Origin of the sequence: Actinophytocola sp., from assembly GCF_049647105.1 — a bacterium.
Lineage (GTDB): Bacteria > Actinomycetota > Actinomycetes > Mycobacteriales > Pseudonocardiaceae > Actinophytocola.
This window is the reverse complement of the sequence record NZ_JBARWZ010000078.1, coordinates 1-24,704: the sequence shown is the minus strand read 5'-3', so window position 1 is coordinate 24,704 and position 24,704 is coordinate 1. Positions and strand designations below refer to the sequence as shown.

The window sequence follows — 24,704 nt, the reverse complement described above, 5'->3', positions numbered from 1 at the left end:
GCCGGCGAATCCACGGTTGGGGACCCGCGAGTCCACGGTTGGGGACCGGCGAGTCTTCGGTTGGGGACCCGCGAGTTGGCCTTTCGTGACCGCTGCGTCGGCGGTTCGTCTCCAGCCCGATGTGCGCGAACCGTGAGTTCGGCGGTCCCGAACCGTGGACTCGCGGGTTCCGAACCCAAGACTCGCGGGTTCCCAACCGTGGACTCGCGGGTTCCGAAGCGTGGACTCGCGGGTTAGTGGGATAGGTAGTTGACTAGTAGGTCGCCTAGTAGGCGGCGGTGGTTGGGGCGGTGGGTGGGGGCCAGCATGTCGCGTTTGAAGATTGCTTTGAAGGTGTGGCGGTTTGCGATGCGGAAGACGCAGAACGCGCTGATGACCATGTGGATGTCCAGTGGGTCCACGCCGCCTCGGAAGACGCCGGACTCGCGGCCGCGGTCGAGGATGCGGGCGAGTACGTCCAGTGCCGGGTTGGCCAGGCCGGACAGCACGGTTGACCTGGCGATGTGCTCCGCGTGGTGGATGTTCTCGATGCTCACCAGGCGGATGAAGTCCGGGTGCGACTCGTGGTGGTCGAACGTCAGCCCGGCCAGCTGCCGCATCGCCTCGACCGGGTCGAGGTGCTCGACGTCCAGCTTCTGCTCGATCGCGCGGATGCCGGCATAGGCGTGCTCCAGCACCTCGACGTAGAGCCGTTCCTTGTTGCCGAAGTAGTAGTAGATCATCCGTTTGGTGGTGCTCATCTTCGCGGCGATCTCGTCAACGCGCGCACCGGCGTAGCCCTTGTCGGCGAACTCACGCGTCGCCACCTGGATGATCTCCGCGCGAGTGCGTTCCGCGTCGCGGGTCCGGTCGGGCTGTGCCACCGGCACAATGTAGCGCGAATCTAACTAACTATCTGGTACGTTAATTAATGTGGACAGCTACCTCGTCGGTCTCATCGGCACGGGCATCGGTCCCTCGCTGAGCCCCGCGCTGCACGAGCGCGAGGCCGACGAACTCGGCCTGCGCTACCTGTACCGCAGGCTGGACCTCGACCAACTGGGCCTCGCCCCCGACCGGATCGGCGACCTGCTCGCCGCCACCCGCCTCGCAGGCTACGACGGCCTCAACATCACCCACCCGTGCAAGAAGCTCGTGCTCGCGCACCTCGACGAGCTGGACCCCACCGCGGCCGCGCTCGGCGCCGTGAACACCGTGATCTTCCGCGACGGCAACGCGATCGGCCACAACACCGACACCACCGGCTTCGCGAGCGCCGTGCGGACCGGCCTGCCGGACGCACCGCTCGATCGGGTGGTCCTCATCGGCGCGGGTGGCGCGGGCGCGGCGTGCGCACACGCGCTGGACACCGCGCACCTGACGGTGTTCGACCGCGACGAGGAACGGGCCGCCGCGCTCGTGCACCGGCTGGGCGACCGGGCGGCGCTCGGCCGGTCACTCGCCGCCGCGCTCGCCGACGCCGACGGGCTCGTCCACGCCACCCCGACCGGCATGGACGCCCACCCCGGCATGCCGCTGCCCGCCGATCTGCTCGACCCCCGGCTGTGGGTGGCCGACGTCGTCTACCGCCCGCTCACCACCGAGCTCGTCGAGACCGCCCGCGCGCGCGGCTGCCGCGTGCTCGACGGCGGCCGGATGGCGGTCTACCAGGCCGCTGACGCGTTCCGCCTGTTCACCGGCCGCACTCCGGACGAGGACAGGATGCTGCGGTGCTTCGACACGCTGGAGGTGGACCAGTGAAGCTGGGCATCGCGACCGTGTGCCTGTCCGGCACGCTCGACGACAAGCTCGCCGCCGTGGCCGCCGCCGGTTTCGACGGAGTGGAGATCTTCGAGAACGACCTGGTGGTGTCGCCGTGGTCGCCGAAGCAGATCCGCGACCGGTGCGCGGACCTCGGTCTGACGATCGACCTGTACCAGCCGTTTCGCGACTTCGAGGCCGTGCCGCCGGAGGTGCTGGCCGCCAACCTGCGCCGCGCCGAGCACAAGTTCGACGTGATGGCCGAGCTCGGCGCGGACACGGTGCTGGTGTGCTCTTCGGTGTCGCGGGACGCGGTGGACGATGACGACCTCGCCGCGGAACAGCTCCACCTGCTCGCGGACCGCGCGGCGGAGCGCGGCATCCGGATCGCGTACGAAGCCCTTGCGTGGGGCCGTTTCGTCTCCACCTACGACCACTCGTGGCGGATCGTGCGGCGCGCGGACCACCCCGCGCTCGGGCTGTGCCTGGACAGCTTCCACGTGCTGTCGCGCGGCAGTGACCCGGCAGGCATCCGCGTCATCCCGGGGGAGAAGCTGTTCTTCGTGCAGCTGGCCGACGCGCCCCGGCTGCGCATGGACGTGCTGCAGTGGAGCCGCCACCACCGGCTGTTCCCGGGACAGGGCGCGTTCGACCTCCCCGCGTTCGTGCGGTTCGTGCTCGGCACCGGGTACACGGGACCGCTGTCGCTGGAGGTCTTCAACGACGTGTTCCGACAGGCCGACCCGCACCGCACGGCGGTCGACGCGATGCGGTCGCTGCTCGTGTTGCGGGAGGAGCTGGGCCTTGGCGACCTGCCGCCCGCGCCGCCGCTGGACGGGTACGCGTTCGCCGAGGTGATCTCGGACGACGCGGCGGAAACCGTGGCGGCGCTGGGTTTCCGTGACGATGGTGACGGCAGGTGGCGGCAGGGCGGCGCGACCCTGTTGCTGGGCACCGGTGACGACACCCGCATCAAGACCGTCGGGGTCGCGAGCAGGTCCCCGGACGACTCCCGGCGGCGCGCGGAACGCCTGCTGGCGCAACCACTTCCGGACGGTGCGGTCGCCGCCCCGGACGGCACGGCGGTGGCGTTCGCGGCCGGCCTCCCTGCCGCCGTCGAGGACGGCCTGCTGACCGGCATCGACCACGTGTCGCTGACCGCCCCGTTCGACGACGTGGACCAGACGGCCCTGTTCTACCGCGCGGTGCTGGGGCTGCGCGCCGAGCCGGAAGCGGAGTTCGCGGCCCCGTATGGCCTGGTGCGCAGCCTGTCGGCGATCGACCCCGGGGGCCGGGTCCGCGTCGCGCACAACGTCGCGATGTTGCGGCGCGGCGAATGGGCGCCCGCGGTGCCGGACCCGCAGCACATCGCGTTCACCACCCAGGACGCGGTGGCCGCGGCCCGCGCGATGCGGGCGGCGGGCGCGAAACTTCTCGAGATCGGCGACAACTACTACGACGACCTCGACGCCCGCCTGGCCCCACCGGGCCTCGACGACCTGCGCGCCGAGTCGATCCTGTACGACCGCGACGACGCAGGCGAGTACCTGCACTTCTACACCCACATCCTGGGCGGCCGCGTGTTCTTCGAGATCGTGCAGCGCATCGGCGGCTACTCCGGCTACGGCGCGGTGAACTCACCGGTCCGCATGGCGGCCCACCGGAGGCTGCGGCTCTCGTCGGCGTGAGGAATTCCGAAACTTCCGGAATTCTTTTTGTTGACCCGTAATTGCGCCGTGCCCTAACGTTTTCGCGTAACCGGTGCATTTCCGATAATTTCGGAATTCGGGAGGCGTAATGCGCGGGCGTGTGGTGGTCGGTCTCGTCGGCGTGCTGGTGGCCGCGCTTCTCGTTGTGGCGCAAGGGGTCGGCGCGCCGGCGGCCGGGCAGGTGACCGGCTCGCCGGTCGCGGCCGGGAACTGGGTCGGCACGTGGACGTCCATGCCGCAGCTCACCGAGCCGGGGAACATGCCGCCGCCGCCTTTCACGCAGGACGGGCTCGTCATGGCGGACACCACGCTGCGGCAGACCGTGCGGGTGACCGCCGGGGGTGCCAACCTGCGGCTGCGGTTCTCCAACGCGTTCGGCGGGACCGCGTTGCCGATCACGGCCGCGTCGGTCGCGTTGCCCGCCGGTGGCCGGGCCGGGGTGGCGGCCATCGAGCCGGGGTCCGTGCGGCCCGTCACCTTCAACGGGCGGGCCGCCACCTCGGTCCCGGTCGGCGCGCAGGTGGTGTCGGATCCGCTCGCCTTCCCCGTCGCGCCGAGGACCAACCTGACCGTCACCGTGTACCTCCAGAGCGGACAGGCATCGAACGCCATCACGTCGCACCCCGGATCGCGGACGACCTCGCACCTGTTGGCGGGCAACCATGTCGGTGCCGTCGACCTGCCAGGCGCGACGCCGTCGGACCACTGGTACTTCCTGTCCGGTGTCGAGGTACTCGCCGCGCGCGGCACGGCCGCGGTCGTCATGCTCGGTGATTCACTGACCGACGGGCGGGGCTCCACCACCAACGGCAACGACCGCTGGCCCGACCAGTTCGCCGACCGGGCCCGCCACCTCGCCGTGCTCAACCAGGCGGCCGGTGGCAACCGCGTACTCAACGACGGTCTCGGGCCCAACGCGCTCGCCCGCCTCGACCGGGACGTGCTCGCGCAGAGCGGGGCCGAGTGGCTGGTCGTGTTCGAGGGCGTCAACGACATCGGTACCGCGGCGGCAACTCCCGAGGCACAGCAACAGGTCGCGGCCGACCTCATCGCGGCGTACGAGCAGATCGTGGTCCGCGCGCACGCACAGGGCATCGACGTCTTCGGCGCGACGATCACCCCGTTCGGCGGCAACACGGCCTACGACGACCCGGCCGGGCACCGGGAGGCGGCGCGGCAGACGGTGAACCGCTGGATCCGCACGAGCCGCGTCTTCGACACCGTCATCGACTTCGACAAGGTCGCCCGCGACCCCGCCACGCCGCGCCAGCTGCTCACCGCCTACGACACCGGCGACCACCTCCACTTCAACCCGGCCGGGTACCGCGCTCTGGCGAACGAGGTCCCGACCAGGCTGTTCTAGCCCACTGCCTCACGTCGTCGCGGTGAAGGTGAAGTTGCCCGCTGGGACGTAGAAGCCGTTATCCGTCGGGATGGCCTCCGGTGGGTAGGCCGTCACCGTGCCGGGGACGCGGACGGTCGCCCACGTGCCCGTCGGCACCGTCACCCGCAGCGTCAGCTGTCCGCCCGACCGCGACCAGTCGCTCTTCGCGGTGCCGTGCGGTGTCTCGTAGGTGGCACTCGCCGACGTCAGGTCACCGCCGGGGCGCGGGGCGATCAGCAGCGACCCGTAACCAGGGCTTGCCGGGCCGAGGCCCGCCACCTGGCGGTACAGGAAGTCGCCAACCGAGCCGAGGCCGTAGTGGTTGAACGAGTTCATGCCAGGGTCGTTGAACGACCCGTCGGGCCTGATGCCGTCCCACCGCTCCCACACGGTGGTCGCGCCGCGGCTCTGCATGTAGCCCCAGCCCGGGAAGTCCTGCTGCAGCAGGATCTCGTACGCCGTGTCGACGTGCCCGTTGTCGGCCAGCGCGGGCAGCAGGTTCTCCACGCCGAGGAACCCGACCGACAGGTGACCGCCGGTCGCCGCGACCTTCGCCGCCAACTTGTCCGCCGCCGGTTGCCGCAGCGACTGTGGCAGCAGCCCGAACGCCAGTGCCAGCACGTAACCGGTCTGCGTGTTCGACCCGACCGTGCCGTCCTCGGCGACGAAACGGTTCGTGAACGCCGCCGCCACGTCGTCGGCCAGCCTGCCGTACGACGCCGCCTCCGAGGTTCGCCCCGTCGCCGCCGCCATCCGGGACACCAGCCGCGCCGACCAGGAGAAGAACGCGGTCGACAGCACGTCCTGCGCGGTGTTGTCGTTGACGTTGAGCCAGTCCCCGTAGGTCCACTGGTTGCGGATCAGGTCCGCACCCGACGTGGCACGCAGGTAGTCCACCCACCGCGCCATCGCCGCGAAGTGCTCGTCGATCACGGCCGTGTCGCCGTAGCGCTGCCACAGCGTGTACGGCACGACCACGCCCGCGTCGCCCCAGCCCGCCCGGCCCGCGCCGTCGATCACGGCGGGCACCACGTCGGTGTAGGCGCCGTCCGCGCGTTGTGCGTCGACGAGGTCGTCGGCGAACTTCCCGAGGAAGTTGTGCGCGGCAAGGTTGAACGTCGACGTGCCCGCGAAGATCGCGATGTCGCCGGTCCACCCGAGCCGCTCGTCGCGCTGCGGGCAGTCGGTCGGGATCGAGAGCATGTTCGACCGCGTGCCCCAGAGAATGTTGTGCTGCAACTGGTTCACGAGCGGGTTCGACGTGGTCAGCGTGCCCGGCTGCCCACCGGACGCCCACGCGGCACGGCCGGTGACCGTGTCCGCGGTCGGTGCCGACGGCAGCCCGGTCAGCTCGACGTACCGGTAGCCGTGCACGGTGAACCGCGGCTCCCACGTCTCCACGCCACCGGTGCCCGCGAGGGTGAACCGGTCGGTGACCTGCGCGCCCCGCAGGTTGGCCGTGTAGATCGTGCCGTCGGCGTTCCGTACCTCCGCGTGCCGCATCGTGACGGTGGTGCCCGCCGGGCCACGGACCGCGAGCCGGTTCCAGCCGGTGAAGTTCTGGCCGAGGTCGAACACCCACACGCCCGGCTTGGGCTGCGTGACCGCGACGGGCCGGAACTCCTGCTGCACGGTCACCCCGTTGTCCACCTGGGACACCAGGTTCGGCAGCGGTTCGGTGCGGACGACCGGCGCCGCCCACGCACCGTCGTCGAAGCCCGGCGCGTCCCACCCGGACACCGCGAGCCGCGCGTCGTAGGTCTCGCCGTGGTACAGGTCGTCGGACCGGATCGGGCTCGCGGCGACCTTCCACGTGCCGTCGGTGCCGACCACCGACGTGGTGCCGTCGGTGTGCGTGATCACGAGCTGCGCCGAATACCACGGCTGGGTGCCGTAGTACTGGTTGCCCGCCATGCCGAGGCTGCCCGAGTACCAGCCGTTGCCCAGCCACGCACCGAGCGCGTTCGCGCCCTGCCGGATCTGCCCGGTCACGTCGAACACCTTGTACTGCAGGCGTTTCCGGTAGTCGGTCCACCCGGGGGCGAGCACGTCGCCGCCGACCCGCGCTCCGTTGAGCCGGGTCTCGTGCAGGCCGAGCGCGGTGGTCGACAGGCGTGCGCTCGCCACCGGCTTGGCGACCGTGAAACCCTTGCGCAGCAACGGCGCGGGCTGCGCGACCCGCACGTTCGCGCCCCATGGGCCGCTCCCGTACGCGAGCAGCGCACGCGCCGCAGGCCACGCGCTGTCGTTGAACCCCGGCTGCTCCCAGCCCGACGGCCCGCTCTGACTGGCCTTCCACGACCCGTTGGTGACCACCGTCTGTCCACCTGGGAGGGACAGCGCGCCGATCAGCCCGGCCGGGGACTGGGTGGTGTTCTCCGCGCGGACCGCGATCACGTTGGCGCCAGAGGACAGTGGCACCTCGACCACCGCCGCGTTCTTCCACGAGTCCGTCACCCTCGGCGACGTGCTGACCTGCGTGCCGTTCACCCACACGTCCGCGCTGTCGTCACCGGTGAGCACCAGCGTGGCGCGGCCGGACGACGCGGCGTTCACCGTGTGCCGGAAGTAGCGCGTCGATGGCGGCACACCCGCCACCGGATCGCCCTCGGGGTACCAGATCCAGCTCGCGCCGGACAGCCCCGGCGCGGCGGGCCGCTGTCCGATGAAGCCGGCGGTCCAGTCCCGGGGCGCGGTCTCGAACGAGTACTCCGGGCTCCAGCCACCCGCGCGGGACTGCCCGTCCCACACCCGTACCCGCCAGGTGTAGCGGGTACGCGGCGCGAGCGCGGGCCCGCCGTAGGCCACGTCGGCCCGCGTGCCGGACACGACGCGGCCGCTGTCCCACACCACGCCCTGTGGACCGGACACCGTGAGCTGGTACGCGGCCTGGCGCTGCTGTGGCGCGGCAGCCGTGAGCTGCCAACCGAAACGCGGCTTGGCGGCGTCGACGCCGAGTGGGGCGGGCTGGTGCTCGACGGTGCCGCGCGTGACCTGCAACGGCGTCGCGGCCGTCACGTCCGGCGCGACGACGTCCTGGTTCCACGGCGCGATCCCGTAGGCGCCGAGGTCCTGGGCGCCGACCCAGCCGCCGCCCGCACCCTTCTCCCAGCCAGAGGGGGCGGTGCGGTTCGCCTTCCAGTTCGCGCCGGTGACGAGGTCGGTCACCCCGCCCGCGGTCGTGACCCGGCCGCTGGCGACCAGTCCCGCGGGGGAGACCGAGGTGTTGCGTGCGGCGACCGCGATCGTGTTCGTGCCAGCGACGAGCGCGGACCGCAGGTCGACCGCGATCGACTGGCGCCACGAGTGGTCGCGGCGCGGTGAACCGGCCAGTGGCGTGCCGTTGAGCCACACGTCGACGGTGTCGTCGGCGGTGATCGCGAGGGTGCCGTCGCTGACCGCACCGGGCGCGACGGTGAACGTGGCGTGGAAGTAGCGGTGGCCCGCAGGTGCGGAGACGCGTGGATCCCCTTCCGGGTACCAGATCCAGTGCGCCCCGGCGAGCCCGGGCGGCGCGGCGGTGGCCGAGGGTGGCACACCGACGACGGCGAGTACGAGAGTCGTGACGAGGACGGCGATGATCGAGCGACGGCTGTTCCGGGGCATGGCAGGGCTCCCAGCGAGCGACCGACGTGCAGGGGGATTTAAACGTTACAACCCGGGCGGCACAACTGTAACCAGATGGTCACGCGCAGGCAATAGGGGAAGGGTGCCCGTCAGCCCAGGTTGTTGGTGCGGAACGTGTCGCAGCTGTTCGGGTCGCCGGTCTCGTAGCCGGTCGAGTACCACTTCTGGCGCTGCGCCGAGGAACCGTGGCTGAACTGGGTGGTGTCGACGGTGCCGCCACCCAGCTCGCGCTGGATGTAGTCGTCGCCGATGCGGGACGCGGCGTCGAGCGCGGCCGCGATGTCCTGCCGCGTCACCTCGGTGATCAGCGGCTCGCCGCCCGCGTTCGGCGTGGTGGTCGCGTGGTTGGCCCACGCGCCCGCGTAGCAGTCCGCCTGTAACTCCAGGCGCACCGAGCCAGACGTCGGACCGGTGTCCTGCCCGACGCCTCCTGACGTGCCAAGCAGGTTCTGCACGTGGTGGCCGTACTCGTGCGCCAGCACGTACCCCTCGACGAACGGGCCGCCCTGCGCGCCGAACCGGTCGGTCAGCTCCTGGAAGAACCCGAGGTCGATGTAGACCTCGTTGTCGGCGGGGCAGTAGAACGGGCCGACGGCCGAGTCCGCGTTGCCGCAGCCGGTCCGCACGCCACCGGAGAAGAAGTTCGTCTCCGCGACCTGGTAGCCGTCGAGCCTGCCGGTCCAGTAGCTCTGGATGGAGTTGATGAACGCGACCGCGCGGCAGTCCGCCTCGCGGTTGGCGTCCGCGCCCGTCTTGCACCGCTCGGCGAGCGACGACGAACCGACCTGCTCGTTCTGGCCGAGGTCGCCGAACCCGGGCGGCAGCGCCGTGCCACCACCGCCACCCAGCTGCGAGATCACGAAGTAGATGACGAACCCCAGGATGCCGAGCCCGCCACCGCCTACCGCGAGACGGCCGCCCATCCCACGCTGGTCGGTGATCTGCGACGTGTCGAGGTCCGCGTCCTCATTGAATCTCACGTGTCGATGTTCGCACGAGCGTGCCGCCCCGGCATGACTAGTCCGCCTCTCCGGACTGAAAAGTATGAGCCCCTACGCCTCCATGGGCGCCCCGTTCTCGTACACGTCGGTCAGCACGAGGCCCGACACGTTCTCCACGATCGACGGCTGCGCGGTGCGCCCGAAGTCGACGCCGGTCAGGTGTATCGCGCCGACCGGGTTGTCCGGGTAGCCGCGCAGGTTGAGCGCCCGGCCCGCCTCGGCGACCGTGAGGTTGTCGACGCTGATGCCGGTGACGTCGGGGTTGAAGCCGTGGCCGGGGCCCTCCTCGTAGTAGAAGTCGATGGTGATCACGGCCTGGCCGACGGTGCCGATGGTGATGTCGCGGGCGTGGACGTCGTGGATGAACCCGCCGCGCACCGAGTTGGTCTTGAAGCGCAGTGCGGTGTCCAGCTCCGGGCTGCTCAGGCGGAGGTTGCGCGCGTACACCTCCCGCACACCGCCCGACATCTCGCTGCCCACGGTCACGCCGCCGTGCCCGGCCGCGAAGTCGCAGTCCTCCACCAGGATCCGCTCGCTCGGCACGTTCACCCGGCGGCCGTCGGCGTTGCGGCCGGACTTGATGGCGATGCAGTCGTCGCCGGTGTCGAACGTGCAGCCGCGGATCACCACGTCCTGGCTGGACTCGGGGTTGCAGCCGTCGTTGTTCGGGCCGTGGGTCACCACGGTCACGTCCCGCACCAGCACGTTGCGGCTCAGCACCGGGTGGACCTCCCACATGGGGGAGTTGACGATCGTGACGCCCTCGACGAGGACGTTCCGGCACCGGTAGGGCTGGATGAAGCTCGGCCGCAGGTAGTCGCCGTCGCCGAAGACCCGCTGCGCGACCGGCACCCCCTGCTCGGCCATGGCGAACAGGCGGGCGCGTGCTTCGGCCTGGTGCGGGTCGCCGGGCTGCCAGCCGTCCTCGACGTTTCCCTTCCACGGCCACCAGTGCGCGTTGTCGGCCTGCCCGTCGAGCGTGCCGGTGCCGCTGACCGCGATGTCGCGCTGCCCGAAGGCGTAGATCAGCGGCGAGTAGTTGTACAGCTCGGTGCCCTCCCAGCGGGTGAACACGGCGGGCAGGTAGGCGTTCGGGTCCTGGCTGAACGCGATCGTCGCGTCTGCGGTGACGTGCAGGTCGACGTTGCTGCGCAGATGGATCGGCCCGGTCAGGTAACGGCCTGCCGGAACGACGACGTGCCCGCCACCCGCTTTCGCACAGGTATGCACCGCCCGGGCGAATGCGATGGTGCAGTCGGTGACCCCGTCGCCTTTCGCGCCGAACCGCGTGACGGGGAAGTACCTGTGTGGAAATCGCGGCGGTCGGACACGACGCGCGATGGCGTCCGCCCGCGTCCACGGGTCGGCGGGATCCGCTGAAGCAAGCGGTTGCCTGAGCGCCACGGCGCCCAGGAGCGAGCCGGCTGTCGCGTTTCTGAGGAACGAACGGCGGGACCAGCGAGTTGACATCGCGCACCTCCGGAGTTTTTGGCAACAGTGGGGAAAATTTGCGCGAAAACCGGTAGTACCGCATTTCCGGTGGCCTCCGCAATGGGTCCGAACAATCCCGGAAAAACGACGGGTAACCCCGGCGAACGGGTCGAACCACCCGTCGAACGGACCCGGTCGTCCTGGCTCCCGGGTTACAGTGCATGGATGACTGAGTCCGTCCGCCCGGACGCGGGGTCGATCGTCGACGGCCTGCTGGCGGAGACCCACTCGAAGGCACTGGTGGCGGCGTACTTCGACCCGGACGCGGGCTTCGCGGGAGGTTTGTTCGACTCCCTCGGTGAGCCCGATCCGTGCCGGATCACCGTCGACGACCTGCTCGCCACGTCCCTGCTCGAGGTGCGGTTCGGCCCCGCCGCCGTGCGCGCCATCCTCGGACCGGAGGCGGACGCGATCTCGACGTTGCTGGCCAAGGTCGACCCGGGAGTGCCGATCTGGGAGGACCACGAGTTGCTGGCCGGCCCGCTCACCGAGCTGTGGAAGCTGCTGCGCGGGCTGCGCGGGGTCGGCCGGGTCACCACGTCCAAGCTGCTGGCCCGCAAACGGCCGCACCTCGTGCCGATCATCGACCGGGTCGTCCTCCGGACGCTGCGGTTGTCGCCGCTTGGCTCGTGGCAGGCGATTCGCGGGGTGCTGCTGGACGGTGAGCGACGCGCTCGGCTGGCCGCCCTCGCGCCCAGTGACGAGGTCAGCGTCCTGCGGCTGCTCGACGTCCTCCTCTGGATGCGCGGCAGTGAGTCACGCGCGGTGCGGCAGGTGCGGGCGCGGCTCGGCATCGTCGGATGACCTCGGCGGGCCCGCGCGTGGCGGGTGGTTGAGCCACTCGGCTATTGGTTGAACCAATGTGCCGTCCTCTATTGACGGCCGGGAGACATCCGATGTTCACTTGGCCGGAACCGGTTCCGCGTACGCGTCACCTTCTTCCCCTGCCTTGGAAGGAACGCCCATGCCCAACTCACGCCTGACCCGGCAAAGACGCCGGTGGGGTGCCGCCGGGCTCGCCCTGGCAACCATGGCCACCGGGCTCGTCGTGGCCGCCGCGTCTCCCGCGGCCGCCGCGGTGCTGCCCAATGGTTTCCGGAGCGTCGGCTACATGCCGTCGTGGTCCGGGAACGTCAACAGCATCCAGTACAACAAGCTCACACACATCAACTACGCCTTCGCGCTGCCGAACTCCAACGGCACGCTGCAGGGCATCCCCGACCCCGGCAAGCTGTCGTCGCTGGTGAGCCAGGGGCACGCCAACAACGTCCGGGTGTCGCTCGCGATCGGCGGCTGGAACGACGGCAACGACTCCGCGTTCGAGGCCCTCGCCGCCAACTCCGGCTCACGCACCACGTTCGTCAACAGCGTGGTCAGCGTCGTCAGCCAGTACAACCTCGACGGCGTCGACATCGACTGGGAGTACCCGGACCCCGGTCAGTCCGGCAACAACTTCACCGCGCTGATGCAACAGCTGTCCTCCGCCATGCACAGCAGGGGCAAGCTGCTCACCGCGGCCGTCGTCTCCGGCGGTGGCACCGCGGAAGGCGTGCAGACCGCCGTGTTCAGCCAGGTCGACTGGCTCAACATCATGGCCTACGACGGCGGCAGCCCGCACGCGAACTACGACTGGTCGATCCAGTCCGCCAACTACTGGAAGGGCCGCGGCCTGCCTGCGAGCAAGACCGTGCTCGGCGTGCCGTTCTACAGCCGCCCCGGCTACCTGACCTACGCGCAGATCGTCGCGATGAACCCGGCCAACGCCAACGTCGACTGCATCAACAGCGGCGGCCAGCAGTGCTACAACGGCATCCCCACGATCAAGCGCAAGACGCAGTGGGCGATGGCGAACGCGGGCGGGATCATGAACTGGGAGCTGTCGCAGGACACCAGCGGCGCCACGTCGCTCGTCAGCGCGATCTACGAGGTCGCCACCGGCGGCGGCAACCCGCCGACCGGGCGTACCGGGCCGATCACCGGCATCGGCGGGAAGTGTGTCGACGTCGCGAGTGCCAGCAGCGCCAACGGGACCGCCGTCCAGCTGTGGTCGTGCAACGGCTCCACCGCGCAGAGCTGGACGGTCAGCTCCGACGGCACGCTGCGTGCGCTCGGCAAGTGCATGGACATCAACGCCGCGGGCACGGCCAACGGCACCGTTGTGCAACTGTACGACTGCAACGGGACCGGTGCGCAGCAGTGGCAGGCGCAGTCCAACGGCACGCTGCGCAACCCGGTGTCGGGGCGCTGCCTCGACGCCACCGGGCCCAGCTCCTCGGACGGCACACGCCTGCAGATCTGGGACTGTTTCGCGGGCAGCAACCAGGTCTGGCACCTGCCTGCGTAGGGGGCCGTGGAGGGTGACCATAGGGAACGCTCGGCGTCCCTATGGTCACCTCGTCGTTTAGCGGTCGAGTCGGCCGGTCCTGATCGCGGTGATCAGGTCGGCGGTGTCAAGCGTCAGTGTGGGCCCGGTGGGGTTCTTGCTGTCACGTACCGCGGTTCTGGTGTGTGCCAGCTCGACGCAGGCGGTGTCCTGTCCGCTGCGGCTGGACTTGCGCCACCGGAGGTTCGTGGTCATGTCGTCTCCATTCGTCGGGCGATCTCTTTGATCATCCTCCATGACAGGTCCGGTGTCATTGCCAGATTCTGGATTTCCCCCGGTACGGACAGATACGCCGCCACACTCTCCTTGTCCCAGAGGAACGCGCTCGTGCGGTGGTGTTCGAGTAGAACGATGGGCGTCGCGGTGGGGAATTCGTACAGGATGAACGGGCCAGCAAGCATCGGGTGGTAGCCGGATGCCGTGCTCGGGACGAGTTGGATGGTGACGTTCGGCAGCTCGGCCATGTGAACCAGGTGATCGAGCTGGTCGGCCATCACCTCCGGCGATCCGATCGGCCGGACCAGCGCCTCGGAGTCGATCAACGCGAGGAACTCGACTGGATCGCGTCTGCGGGTGATCACGTCGCGGCGGCCCGCACGCAGCGCCACTTTGGTGTCCGTGTCAGGGCCGTCGCCGAACACGGCGCGAGCGTAGTCGCCGGTCTGTAGCAGGCCGGAAATCACCAGCGGGGCGATCTCCGTGATCCGGGTGGCCGTGCGTTCCAGCTCGATCAGCCTCGTGAGCCGCAGGCCGATGCTGGTGGAGCTGGTGGTCAGCTCGCCGGGACCGTCGGCCTTGCGCCGTAGCCCGATGATGCGCTCCCGCTCGTCGTCGGTCACGCTCAGTGCATCGAGAATGGCGGTCAACCGCTCTAACGGTACGAGCCGCTTACCAGTCTCCCAGAACGAGATGTTCGCGTTCGAGACTCCGGTCCGGTCGGCCATGGTCCTGGTGTTCAGCCCGGCCTCCGTGCGCAGGCGCCGGAGTTCGGCACCCAGCTCGCGCGACTCGGCGGTACCGATGATAACTGCCATGTAGCAATCCTAAATGTGCAAACGGGTGTGCTGACAATCCCTCGATAGGTGCATTGTGTAGATAGATACGTATCGGAAGAATCGAATGTGGACTGGTAAATAACGGAGGCAATCACATGTACGGACGACTGTTCACGCTGGTCAACGCGGCCGACAACGACCTGATCTTCGCGTGGGGCATGGAGATCCAGGATGAGGATGAGGGTGAGCGGGAGGCGGTGATCTACCGGCGGGACCCGGTGACCCGGCAGACCACGCACTCGGTGCACGCCTGCGCCACGGCGGCGCTGGACCGCTACACCGCACGGCCTGAGCCCATGGCACTGGTGTGGATGGACCCCGAGCACTTCGGGCAGCAGCAGGACCAATTGAATACCGTGCCGACCAGATGAGCGCCGACGCGTTGCTCGAACTGGCCAGTGTGCGCGGGTTCCGGTGGCGCCGGTTCGGTGCCGGACAGGATGGCCCGGAGTTGCTGGTCGGTGTGTACCAGTGGGCGGACTGCGTGGACGTGCTGGTAGTCCGGGACGCCGAACACGCGCATGCCTACCGCACGCCGACCGGCCCGGCGACGGACGTGTTCGCGCCGACGCACGTTTACTGGTGGTACGGCGACTACAATCTGGTGTGGACGCTGCGCGCCGTGCTCACCCTCGCGGCCCCCGGCGAGCTGGGCGCCCCGGCCCGCCTGACGCCCGCGCCACCCGCCGCCCGGCTGCCGTTCCGGGTGTCAGCGGAGCAGGTGTGACGGGATAGCCGCCGCCATCGCCGCCATGCCGGCGTCGTTGGGATGCAGGTGGTCGCCGCTGTCGTACGCCGCGCGCAGACGCTGGGGGTCAGCCCGGTCGCGCAGTGCCGCGTCGAAGTCGATCACGCCGTCGTACTCGCCGCTCGTGCGGATCCACCGGTTCACGGCCTGCCGCTTGGCCTCGTTCTCCGGGCTGTAGAAGCCGAGCGTGTCGTCCTTGAACGGCAGGATGGTGCCGCCGACGATCTCGACGCCCGCCGCGTGCGCGCGCACGATCAGCTGCCGGTACGCGCCGATGATCTCCTGCGCCGTAACGGTTTCCGAGGCGGGCGCGGTGGTCCCGGGGTGCCCGAGGTCGTTCACGCCAAGCAACACGATCACGTGCTCGACGCCCGGCTGCGCGAGCACGTCCCGGTCGAAGCGGCGCAGCGCGCTCTGCCCGAAGAACGCCGCGTAGTTCACCGCGTCACTGCCAGGTGGCGGGTTCGGGTCGTGCAGCAGGCGGTTGCCCGCCACGCCGAGGTTCAGCATTCCCTTGTCCCGCAGGTGGTTCGCGAGCAGATCCGGCCAGCGGTGGTTGGCGTTGACCTGCGTCTCGAACCCGTTGGTGATCGAGTCGCCGAACGCGACGACCGCGTCCGCGTGCCGGTCCGTGGTGCGCACGCTGACCCCGGAAAGGAAGTACCACGCGGTGACCGTGCGGCCGGTGACGGCCGGGTCGTCGGTCACGTCCCCCTCGGCGACCACGTTCTCCTGGTAGGCGAAGTTGTGCAGCGACGTCACCGGTGTCGGGTCCGGGAGATGGATGCTCACGACGAGATCCGCCATGGCGGGCACCGGAAGCCGCACCGGGTCGCTCACGAGCGGTGCGCCGGAGGGGATCGTGGGGGCTCCGATGCCGCCGAACGTGACCGTGCGGTCGGTCGCCGGGTCGATGTCCGTGCCGGTCGTCCCGGCGCGCCGCGCGACGTGCACCGCGCCGACGCGCAGCGCGGTCGTGCCGAACTCGTTGGTGAGACGCAGGCGCAGCTGGCTGCCCGCGACGCTGGTGTGCACGACCTGCCGGATCGTCTCGTCGGCCAGTGACGGGGTCGCGGTGGCCGGGGTCTGCGTCGGGACGCTCGCCCACGTGCCGACCCAGCGCGCGGGCGGGTCGGCGGTCTCACCGTCGGCCGAGGTCGCGCCGGTGAGCAGGACGGCGGCGCCGGTGAGCACCGCGAGGATCTTGTTGCGCTTCGGCGTGTTCACCGTGCTCCCGTCTATCGCACCACTACGAGTCCGGAAGTTTCGAAACAATTCCGGAATTAAATGTAGAGATGTCTGATAGACGTTGTCAATCACGAGGATTTCGCGACCGAAACTTTCGGCCAGGTCCTACAGGCGGATCGCCTTCTTGTTCATGAACTCCTCGATGCCCGCCGCGCCGAGCTCGCGGCCGATGCCGGAGCGCTTGATGCCGCCGAACGGGAGGTCGGCGGACGAACCACCCGCGCGGTTGACGTACACCATGCCCGCCTCGATCCGCTCCGCCACGCGGCGCAGCCGGGCCGGGTCGGTGCCCCACACGCTCGCGCCGAGGCCGAAGGGCGAGTCGTTGGCGATCTCGATCGCCTCCTCCTCGTCCTCCGCGCGGAACACGACCACGACCGGGCCGAAGATCTCCTCGTAGTAGGCGTCCATCTCGCGGGTCACGCCGGTCAGCACGGTCGCCTCGAGGTAGGCGCCCGGTTCGACGCGGCGCCCACCCGCCCGCAGGGTGGCGCCCTGCTCGACGGCCTTGCGCACCTGACCGGCCACCTCGTCGGCCGCGGCGGCCGAGGCCAGCGGCGGCAGCTTCGTCGCCGGGTCGGCCGGGTCGCCCGGCTGGAAGTAGTCGGCGACGTGCTTGGACAGCTTGTCCACGTAGTCGTCGTACAGCTCGGCCAGCACGATCATCCGCTTCGGCGCGTTGCAGGACTGGCCGCAGTTGCGCATCCGCGCGGTCGCGGTCTGCTTCACCGTCTCGTCAAGGTCGTCGGTGTCGAGCACGATCAGCGGGTCGGAGCCGCCAAGCTCCAGCACCGTCTTCTTGAGGTGCTTGCCCGCCTCGGTCGCGACCGAGATGCCCGCGGGCTCACTGCCGGTCAGCGAGACCCCCATGATCCGGGGGTCGGCCAGCACCGACGGGATCTGGCGGCTGGCGGCGAACGTGTTGACGTACACGTCCTCCGGCACCCCGGCCTCGTGCAGGATGTCGGCGATGGCCTGCGCCGAGCGCGGGCAGATCGACGCGTGTTTGAGCACGATCGTGTTGCCCAGCACCAGGTTCGGCGCCACGAACCGTGCCACCTGGTAGCACGGGAAGTTCCACGGCATCACGCCGAGCAGCGCGCCGATCGGCTGCTTCACGATCACCGCGTCGCCGGTCGTGACCGTCAGCGGCTCGTCGGCGAGCAGGGCGGGGCCGTTGTCCGCGTAGTAGTTGAAGATGTCGACCACGATGCCGACCTCGCCGCGGCCCTCGTTGATCCGCTTGCCCATCTCCAGCGTCATGATCTCGGCCAGCTCGTCGGTCCGCTTCGCGAACAGCTCCGCCGCCCGCGAGACGATCTTCGCGCGCTCGGCGACCGACCGTGCCCGCCAGGCCGGGTAGGCGCCGTGTACGCGCTCGACCGCGGCCCGCACCTCCTCGTCGGTCGCGTTCTCGATCTCCTCGACCAGTTCGCCTGTCGCCGGGTTGGTGACTGTGTACATGGAGGGCAAGACTACAGCCTGAGATGAATACTGTATACACAACGTGCTCGCCGACACGGATGCGGGCGCGACCGGGCCGGCGCGGCGGGGAGCCGCGCCGGCCGCACGTCATGTGACGGTCTCCTCCGTGCTGACCCGCAGGCGCGTGGGCCGTTCGAAGTGCCCTGCCAGGCGGCGCGTGGTGAGCGCGGCACCCTCGATCGGGATCGGGAACGTGTACGGCTCCGCCGCGTCGAGGTCCACCTGGTAGCCGAGGTCGATGAGGCACGCCACGGTCAGCCTGCTGATCGGGTTGTTGACACCGCCGATGCCGCTGGACATCAGCTCGTTGCGGAAGACGCTCTCGCGCCAGTGGCTGCCGCGGGAGCCGGGGCCGCCCTCGTCCTCCACCGGTACCGCCTCGGGGTTGCTGCCGGTGAGGCGCCCGTACTCGACCATGGCGACGCGGCCGGTGTAGCGCGGGTCGGCGCCACTCGCATCCTGCACGAGGCCCTCCCACAGGGTGCCGATGCCGAGCACGTGCCCCATCTCGTGGGTGATGACGTCGATGAGGATGCCGTCGCGTTCCATCGCGGCGAGGTCGGCCGAGTCGAACCGCATCTCGCCCCGGCAGGGCGCCCCGCCGACCCGCACGTGCGTCGGCCCTGCCATGCCGAGCACGTTGCCTTCCCCGTCGATGTCCTCGCCGGAGGCCAGCACGAGCACGTCGTCGATGACCTCCCCGTCGAGCTCCACGTCGGGCAGGTCCCCGACGATGACGCGGGCCCAGCGGTCCGCGGCCGCGACGAACGCGTCCTGCTGTGTGCGCGTCAGCCCACCGGTGAACCGCACGGTGATCGTGAAGGGAGTGGTGGTGCCGGTCAGTGCCTTCGCCCGTCCGGCATCCGCGCGGGAGATGTAGACGTCGAGGTAGTCGGCCATGGGTTCCTCCTCGCGGACGATTCGGTACGACTGTGAATCGCCGTCGGAAAACGAACGTGACGCTGTGCGCGAATGAACACGGGACGGGTCCTGTGGGGTCATGACAGACCCGCTCGAAGGTGCGTGAATTCATGTACGGCTGGGACGGTGCGGCCCGGGGCGGCAGCTGAAACCCAGGGTCATCTCAGGGTCGTCAACCATGCGGAACGGCTCGAACTGGGGGACCGTGGAGTCATGACCACGTTGACGAGGCCCCAGAGCAAGAAGATGATCGCCGGCGTCTGTGCGGGGATCGCGGACCGGTACGGCTGGCGCGTCGGCCGGGTGCGGCTGGTGTTCGTGCTGTCCTGCCTGCTGCCCGGGCCGCAGTTCGTCCTGTACCTGATCTTGTGGTTCATGATGCCCAAACGGCCCTACTGAGAGCTGAGGGCGTCTGTGGCGGGTCTCACCCGTGCCCCCGTCACCCACGCCCGATGGATCGATGCGATCCTGGTCTTCTGAGGATCGAGCCATTGGAGCAGGACGTCGTGGACGAAAGGGACGGTTTATGAGGACCGGGGCGCCCTCGGGGCGTGCCGGATACTTCCACGAGGCCATCCGCTACGCCTCGGACGACGAGCTGCTCGCCGTCGTCCTCCCGTTCCTCCAGGGTGGGATCGACGCTGGTGAGCCGACGGTCGTCGCGTTGGGCGAGGCCGAGACCGCGCTGGTCCGCGACGCGCTCGGGAACGACACACCGGTGGTCTTCCAGGCGGGCGGTGAAATGTACGCCCGCCCGGCCGGCGCCATCCGCGCCTACCGCGACATGTTCGCCGGGCACACGGCGGCCGGTGCGCACCAGATCCGGGTGGTCGGCGCGCTGCCGGCCACCGCGCTCGGGGCGACCTGGGACTGGTGGGCCCGCTACGAGTCGGCGATCAACGACGCGTACGACGAGTTCCCGCTCTGGAGCATGTGCGCGTACGACACCCGGATCACCCCGCCCGAGGTGCTGGCCGACGTGGCCCGCACCCACCCGCACGTCGCGACCCCCGGCGACACGCACCTGACCAGCCCGGCCTACGTCGAGCCCGGCCTGTTCCTGCGTCGCGACCTGCCGATGGCGCCGGACCCGCTACAGCTCACGCCGCCCGCGTTCGAGCTGGCCGACCCGAACCCGGGCGCCGCAAGGGCCGCGCTCGCGCAGGTCGGCCAGGGGGTGCTGGAGGCGGAGGTGCTCGGTGACCTGCGGATCGCGGTCACCGAGACGATCACGAACGCGATGACCCACGGTGAGCCACCCACGCTGGTCCGCTGCTGGGCTGGCCCGGACCGCGTCGTCGTGACGGTCACCGACCGCGGCAAGGGCCCTGCCGACCCGTTCGCCGGGCTGCGGGCCGCCGCGCACGCGCCGATAGGCGGGCTGGGGCTGTGGCTGACCCACCAGCTGTGCGACCACGTCGCGATGAGCCTCACACCCGACGGCTTCACCATTCGCCTGATCAGCGGAAACCCGAACCACCGCGCGTAGGGCCCGGACAAAGGCCGGACCCGGTCGGCTCGCGAGGGCGCATCCGACGGGTCCGGTCCTCTGTACACCGGAAAGGCCCTGCATCCGATCCGGGCCTTGATGATCTACCCGATCACCCTCGGGGGCAAACCGGGGCCAGCTAGATTTTTCGCATGGGGATTCGGAGAGTGTGCGCCGTGCTGGCATCGCTGCTGGTGGTGGCCGGATGTGCCGAGGTCGGCTCGGCGATGGACGACGCGAACGCGGTCGCCGACCAGGCGTCGGTGTGCGCGGAGGCGCTCGGCCTTGCGGACCTGAACCCGCTCATCGACAAGGAGCGCCTCCAGGCCCGCGCGGAGGACAAGGAACGCAGACTGCGCGAACTGGCAGGCGACGTCGCCGACGAGGACATCAAGGCCTCACTCCTCGGCCTGGCCGACTCCTACGTCCAGGTGCAGAAGGAACGCCTCGACGACGCGGGCGTCGTCGCACGCTGGGTGCAGCGCAACACCGAACGCCTTGACGCACTGAGGGTGGCCTGCACCTGACGCCTGATGCCATGAAAGACCAAACGAGAACGCGCTCACTGCACCGAAGGAATCCTTCAGTGCAGTGAGCGCGTCAAGGTCAGGCGGCCTTCTTCGCCTCGTGGCGTAGCAGCACCGGCAGTGCGGCGACGTCGTTGGCCATGAAGGAGCGCAGCGGCGGCACATCCTCCGGGGCGACCGCGAGCCCCAGGTCGGGGTAGCGGGCGAACAGCGCGGGCACCGCCACGTTGGCCTCGAGTCGTGCGAGGCGGGCGCCGGGGCAGAAGTGTGGCCCGCCGCCGAAGGCGATGTGTTCCTTGTTCTCCCGGTCGATGTCGAACACCTCCGGGTTCGGGAACACGTTGGGGTCACGGCCGTGCGCGAGGTAGCTGATCATGATGGCGTCGTACTTCTTGATGACGACGCCCTCGCCGAGGTCGATGTCGGCCTTGGCCCACCGCATCGGCAGGTGCCCGACGGGGCACTGCAGGCGCAGGGACTCCTCGATCGCGTCCGGCCACCGGCTCGGGTCCGCCCTGACGATGGCCAGCTGGTCGGGGTTGGCGAGCAGCTCGCGGACCGTGTGGTCGATGAGCGAGACCGTGGTCTGGCTGCCGCCGCCGATCAGCAGGATCAGCATGTCGACCAGCTCCTGCTCCGACAGCGGCTCCTCGCCGTCGACGCGGGCCGCGATCAGGAAGCTCGTCAGGTCGTCACCCGGCTCGCGGCGCTTGCCCTCGATGAGGGTCCGCATCGCGACGTTGATGTCGACGAACACCCTGGCCGACTCCTCCTCCGGCACGTTGTCGGTGTCCAGCACGACGCGCAGGATGCGCAGCACCTCGGGGCGCAGGTCCTCTGGCACCCCGAACAGGTCGCAGATCATCCTGGTCGGCAGCTGCTGGGAGAACGCGGTGTGCAGGTCCACCGGCTCGTCGCCGGGGCGGGTCGCCAGGTCGTCGAGCAGCTTCTCCGCGATGGCCTCGAGGTGCGGCTTCATGGCGTCGATGCGCTTGGGCGTGAGCGCGGGTGCGACCAGCTTGCGCAGGCGCTGGTGCTCGCGGCCCTCCGCGGTGGACATGGACTCGACGTCCACCCACGGCGACAGCCACGGCACCTCACCCGGCTCGTACATCGGCAGGTTGTTCTTGAGGTTGCGGGAGATGTCGGGGTGGCTCAGCAGCTTCTTGACCACGTCGCCACGGGTGATGGACCAGACCACGACACCCTCTGGCAACTCGACGGCCACCGCGGGTGCGGCCTCGCGAAACCGGTCCAGCTGCGCGTACATGCACTTGCCGCCACCGCTGTCGATCGTCTCACTCGGCTTGGTGCTGAAGGGGATCATGTCGTACTCCTAGAACGTCTGGTCAGGATTCCGTTGCGTGGCAGCAATGGCACGAGCTGGCCTCGGCGGGCACGGCCTTGATGATGGACAGCGGGCCTGCCGCGTTGCGGCCGACGGACTCGACGGTGAACCCGGTCTCCTCGAGCAGCGCGCGGAACTCGCTCTCGGTCCGCTCCCGGCCGCCCGCGGTGACGAGCATGTTCGCGTCGGTCAGGAACATCACCGGCTCGTCGGTCGTCGCGGTGTCGGTCAGCACCGAACCCACGATCAGCAGCGTCGCGTTCGCGGGCATGTGCTCGCGGACCGTCCTGAGCAGGTTCGCGGCGGGCTCGTTGTCCCAGTCCTGGAACACGCTCTTGATGATGTACAGGTCCCCGCCGTCGGGCACGGAGGAGAAGAAGTCGCCTGCCACGACCTCGCAGCGGTCGGTGAGACCGGCCTCGGCGAGCACGCCCGGCGCCTCGGCCACCCCGCTCGCGCTGTCGAAGACGACGCCGGTCAGGTGCGGGTGGGCGGTGAGGATCGCCTTGAGCAGCGTGCCGTCCCCGCCGCCGATGTCCACGACGGTCTTGACGTCGGAGAAGTCGATCCCGTCGGCGACCTGGCCCGCCGAGATCCGCGACTCCTGGCTCATCGCGTAGTTGAACAGCGCGGACAGCTCCGGCTGCTCGGACAGGTGCACGTAGGCGTTCTTGCCGTGGACGTGGTCGAACGCGCACTCACCGGTCTTGATCGTGTGCCCGACCGACTGCCACGAGCTGAACAGCGACTGGTCGGTGAAAAATCGCGTGAAGGCCCACAGCGAGTTCGGGGAGTCCGTGCGCAGCTGGTCACCGACCTCCGACAGCCCGAACCGCCCCGGCTCCGGCTCGGTGGTGATGCCCACCGCCGCCAGCATGCGCAGCAGGCGGAGCAGCGACGGCTCGTGCGAGCCGGTCGCCTCGGCCAGCGCGGTGCTGGTGTCCACACCGTCGTGGATGAGGTCGGCGATCTTCAGCTCGGCGGCGAGGCTGAGTGCCTGAGACGCCATGTAGCCACCGATCACTTCGATCAGCGCGGCCCGGTTGCGGATCTTCTCGGCCTGGTTGGGCAGGGTGCTGGTCATCGGGGAACGCCTTTCCACTCTCACTTGTCGAGCCGGTGTCGGATCCACACGTTGGGTTCGATGTAGACGGCGCGGTCGTGCGCGACGTTGACCTCGACGGGGGTCAGCGCGCCGGGTACCGCCACGGGGCCGTCGGTGTCGAAGGGCAGGCCGGTCCACTCGCGCCACTGTGCGAGGCTGCCCGCGATCGCCATCGAGGCCGGGCAGATCTTGATGATCTGGCCGCCCTCCCGGACGTGCACGCGCAGCCAGGCGTCGGCCGGGAGCCCGTCCGGCCGGGTGCGTGCCGCGTACTCGGTGATCGACACCTCGGGCTCCGCGTGCTTGTTGCTCGGCCGGACCGGCGCCATGAGGTCGGCGAAACCGAGGCGCCGCGCGTTGTCGTTGAGTGCCACGAGCGTCCTGCTGGACAGGTTTCTGTCCTGTCTGCCCGGCACGACGGCGATCTCGAGCGCGCAGACGGCGGTGAGCGCACGTCCGGCGTAGGTGTCGACCATGCTCTGGCGGAGCACCTCGTCCCAGCCGGTGTCGGGCAGGCTGTCGAGGTCACCGTCCCATGCGAACGGAACGCTCGCCGCTCTCGCGATGACCTGCTCGTCGTCGCCATCGCCGTCGAGCACGACGAGCTGGTGCTCCGCGTGCCGCTCGAACGCCCAGTCGACGAGCAGCGGCTCGGCCCGGACGTACGCGGGCCAGGTCGACTCCATGGTCAGCATCGCTGACGCCAGGTCGGGACGCTCGGCGAGGCTGGCCACACGCAGGTTCGTGACGACCGACATGGTGACTCCTTACAAGAGCAGGATCACCGGGAAGTCTCACTCGGTGACCTTGCGGCACACCCGCGCCACACTCGCAAGCCGGCCGCCCCGCGATGGAGTCACTCGCTGTCCCGCCCTGGTCACCGCCCTTTCAGCGGCGTAGCGCCTCGACCAGGTCCTCGGCTGCCGAGCGGAGGGTGCCTGGGGACAACGGGTTCACGCTGATCCACCCGTTGGGTGTCGGCTGTGTGGGGGTCGTGACCCGGACCCGGCCCGACGGGGTGTCCAGCCAGCACAGCTCCTGGCCGGAGCGGGTGTCGCGGACGGTCCCGTTCTCCCGGGTGGTCGTGGTCGCGCCCAGCTGCCCGCCGCCATCGACCGTGCTGACCAGGTCGGTGAGTGCGTCCAGCTCGTCGGGGTCGCCGCCGTGTGCCACCACCACGTGGTGGTGGCCCGTCGTCACCTGTGCGGCCGCGGCAGGCAGCCGGACGGGCATGGCCGGGGCCGCCACCAGGTCCGGTACCAGTGCGGTCAGTGCGGACGCGACCGCGCTGAGCGGGATGCGCCGCACGTCGACGAGCCGGTCGCCGGTGAAGGTCTGTTTGCACAGCACCGCGTGCTTGCCGTACACGAACGCGACCGCGCCGCGTTCGCCCGCCGGACCTCGGACCACCAGGTCGACGGTGCCCCGCCGCCTGGCCAGCGC

23 protein-coding genes are annotated in these 24,704 nt (G+C 69.8%); 10 read left to right on the top strand and 13 right to left on the bottom strand.

Annotated features, from left to right (window positions below; genetic code table 11):
* Positions 1–233: 233 nt before the first annotated feature.
* On the bottom strand, positions 234–869 hold the full coding sequence (locus WBA97_RS09640) for a TetR/AcrR family transcriptional regulator (protein WP_424230392.1): 636 nt from the start codon (positions 867–869) through the stop codon (positions 234–236).
* A gap of 43 nt (positions 870–912) precedes the next feature.
* Between WBA97_RS09640 and WBA97_RS09635 the strand changes: the two genes are divergently transcribed.
* The 3 genes from WBA97_RS09635 (at position 913) to WBA97_RS09625 (ending at position 4,812) form a co-directional block, all read left to right on the top strand.
* Positions 913–1,740 (top strand): shikimate dehydrogenase, encoded by an 828-nt coding sequence (locus WBA97_RS09635; RefSeq protein WP_424230391.1) that lies wholly within the window; start codon positions 913–915, stop codon positions 1,738–1,740.
* Positions 1,737–3,428 (top strand): TIM barrel protein, encoded by a 1,692-nt coding sequence (locus WBA97_RS09630; protein WP_424230390.1) that lies wholly within the window; start codon positions 1,737–1,739, stop codon positions 3,426–3,428. The genes WBA97_RS09635 and WBA97_RS09630 overlap by 4 nt, the downstream gene beginning before the upstream one ends.
* A 109-nt stretch (positions 3,429–3,537) precedes the next feature.
* Positions 3,538–4,812 (top strand): SGNH/GDSL hydrolase family protein, encoded by a 1,275-nt coding sequence (locus WBA97_RS09625; RefSeq protein WP_424230389.1) that lies wholly within the window; start codon positions 3,538–3,540, stop codon positions 4,810–4,812.
* Between the two features lie 9 nt (positions 4,813–4,821).
* Here the strand turns inward: WBA97_RS09625 and WBA97_RS09620 are convergent, their stop codons facing one another.
* The 3 genes from WBA97_RS09620 to WBA97_RS09610 form a co-directional block, all read right to left on the bottom strand.
* Positions 4,822–8,439 carry a family 78 glycoside hydrolase catalytic domain gene (locus WBA97_RS09620; protein WP_424230388.1) on the bottom strand — a complete coding sequence of 1,206 codons (3,618 nt, stop codon included), beginning with the start codon at positions 8,437–8,439 and terminating at the stop codon, positions 4,822–4,824.
* Between the two features lie 110 nt (positions 8,440–8,549).
* Positions 8,550–9,440: a KPN_02809 family neutral zinc metallopeptidase gene (gene ypfJ / locus WBA97_RS09615; RefSeq protein WP_424230387.1), complete on the bottom strand. Its 891-nt coding sequence runs from the start codon at positions 9,438–9,440 to the stop codon at positions 8,550–8,552.
* A 72-nt stretch (positions 9,441–9,512) separates the two neighbouring features.
* Positions 9,513–10,931, bottom strand: a complete 1,419-nt coding sequence (locus WBA97_RS09610; protein ID WP_424230386.1) for a glycoside hydrolase family 28 protein — start codon at positions 10,929–10,931, stop codon at positions 9,513–9,515.
* Positions 10,932–11,117: 186 nt separating this feature from the next.
* Here WBA97_RS09610 and WBA97_RS09605 point away from each other — a divergent pair, with 186 nt between their 5' ends.
* On the top strand, positions 11,118–11,756 hold the full coding sequence (locus WBA97_RS09605) for a DUF6308 family protein (protein ID WP_424230385.1): 639 nt from the start codon (positions 11,118–11,120) through the stop codon (positions 11,754–11,756).
* Between the two features lie 160 nt (positions 11,757–11,916).
* Entirely contained in the window at positions 11,917–13,296 is a 1,380-nt protein-coding gene (locus WBA97_RS09600; protein WP_424230384.1) for a glycosyl hydrolase family 18 protein, read from the top strand.
* A gap of 57 nt (positions 13,297–13,353) precedes the next feature.
* Here the strand turns inward: WBA97_RS09600 and WBA97_RS09595 are convergent, their stop codons facing one another.
* Positions 13,354–13,530, bottom strand: a complete 177-nt coding sequence (locus tag WBA97_RS09595; RefSeq protein ID WP_424230383.1) for a DUF397 domain-containing protein — start codon at positions 13,528–13,530, stop codon at positions 13,354–13,356.
* Positions 13,527–14,369: a helix-turn-helix domain-containing protein gene (locus tag WBA97_RS09590; protein ID WP_424230382.1), complete on the bottom strand. Its 843-nt coding sequence runs from the start codon at positions 14,367–14,369 to the stop codon at positions 13,527–13,529. Before WBA97_RS09590 ends, WBA97_RS09595 begins: the two co-directional genes overlap by 4 nt.
* Positions 14,370–14,485: 116 nt before the next feature.
* On the opposite strand from WBA97_RS09590, the gene WBA97_RS09585 reads away from it, so the two are divergent.
* Together WBA97_RS09585 and WBA97_RS09580 are read left to right on the top strand one after the other, a co-directional pair.
* The gene (locus WBA97_RS09585; protein WP_424230381.1) at positions 14,486–14,761 is read left to right on the top strand and encodes a hypothetical protein; all 276 of its coding nucleotides are present in this window, start codon (positions 14,486–14,488) and stop codon (positions 14,759–14,761) included.
* The gene (locus tag WBA97_RS09580; protein WP_424230380.1) at positions 14,758–15,117 is read left to right on the top strand and encodes a hypothetical protein; all 360 of its coding nucleotides are present in this window, start codon (positions 14,758–14,760) and stop codon (positions 15,115–15,117) included. Before WBA97_RS09585 ends, WBA97_RS09580 begins: the two co-directional genes overlap by 4 nt.
* Here the strand turns inward: WBA97_RS09580 and WBA97_RS09575 are convergent.
* From WBA97_RS09575 to WBA97_RS09565, 3 genes are all read right to left on the bottom strand, one after another.
* A complete protein-coding gene (locus tag WBA97_RS09575; protein WP_424230379.1) occupies positions 15,100–16,365 on the bottom strand; it encodes an SGNH/GDSL hydrolase family protein in 1,266 nt (421 codons plus the stop codon). The genes WBA97_RS09580 and WBA97_RS09575 overlap by 18 nt on opposite strands.
* Positions 16,366–16,491: 126 nt before the next feature.
* Positions 16,492–17,850 carry an NAD-dependent succinate-semialdehyde dehydrogenase gene (locus WBA97_RS09570; protein ID WP_424230378.1) on the bottom strand — a complete coding sequence of 453 codons (1,359 nt, stop codon included), beginning with the start codon at positions 17,848–17,850 and terminating at the stop codon, positions 16,492–16,494.
* A gap of 108 nt (positions 17,851–17,958) precedes the next feature.
* Positions 17,959–18,771, bottom strand: a complete 813-nt coding sequence (locus WBA97_RS09565; protein WP_424230377.1) for a leishmanolysin-related zinc metalloendopeptidase — start codon at positions 18,769–18,771, stop codon at positions 17,959–17,961.
* A 234-nt stretch (positions 18,772–19,005) separates the two neighbouring features.
* On the opposite strand from WBA97_RS09565, the gene WBA97_RS09560 reads away from it, so the two are divergent.
* The 3 genes from WBA97_RS09560 (at position 19,006) to WBA97_RS09550 (ending at position 20,808) form a co-directional block, all read left to right on the top strand.
* Positions 19,006–19,191: a PspC domain-containing protein gene (locus WBA97_RS09560; protein ID WP_424230376.1), complete on the top strand. Its 186-nt coding sequence runs from the start codon at positions 19,006–19,008 to the stop codon at positions 19,189–19,191.
* A 127-nt stretch (positions 19,192–19,318) separates the two neighbouring features.
* Positions 19,319–20,281, top strand: coding sequence for an anti-sigma factor RsbA family regulatory protein (locus WBA97_RS09555; RefSeq protein ID WP_424230375.1), 963 nt, complete (start codon positions 19,319–19,321; stop codon positions 20,279–20,281).
* Between the two features lie 152 nt (positions 20,282–20,433).
* A complete protein-coding gene (locus WBA97_RS09550) occupies positions 20,434–20,808 on the top strand; it encodes a hypothetical protein (RefSeq protein WP_424230374.1) in 375 nt (124 codons plus the stop codon).
* Positions 20,809–20,887: 79 nt separating this feature from the next.
* Here WBA97_RS09550 and WBA97_RS09545 read toward each other — a convergent pair whose 3' ends face one another.
* The 4 genes from WBA97_RS09545 to WBA97_RS09530 form a co-directional block, all read right to left on the bottom strand.
* The gene (locus tag WBA97_RS09545; RefSeq protein ID WP_424230373.1) at positions 20,888–22,135 is read right to left on the bottom strand and encodes a cytochrome P450 family protein; all 1,248 of its coding nucleotides are present in this window, start codon (positions 22,133–22,135) and stop codon (positions 20,888–20,890) included.
* Between the two features lie 22 nt (positions 22,136–22,157).
* Positions 22,158–23,240 carry a methyltransferase gene (locus WBA97_RS09540; RefSeq protein WP_424230372.1) on the bottom strand — a complete coding sequence of 361 codons (1,083 nt, stop codon included), beginning with the start codon at positions 23,238–23,240 and terminating at the stop codon, positions 22,158–22,160.
* Positions 23,241–23,260: 20 nt separating this feature from the next.
* The gene (locus WBA97_RS09535) at positions 23,261–24,019 is read right to left on the bottom strand and encodes an N-acetyltransferase (RefSeq protein WP_424230371.1); all 759 of its coding nucleotides are present in this window, start codon (positions 24,017–24,019) and stop codon (positions 23,261–23,263) included.
* A 130-nt stretch (positions 24,020–24,149) separates the two neighbouring features.
* Positions 24,150–24,704 (bottom strand): ESX secretion-associated protein EspG (locus WBA97_RS09530; RefSeq protein WP_424230370.1); only part of this gene is annotated, 555 nt, incomplete at its 5' end.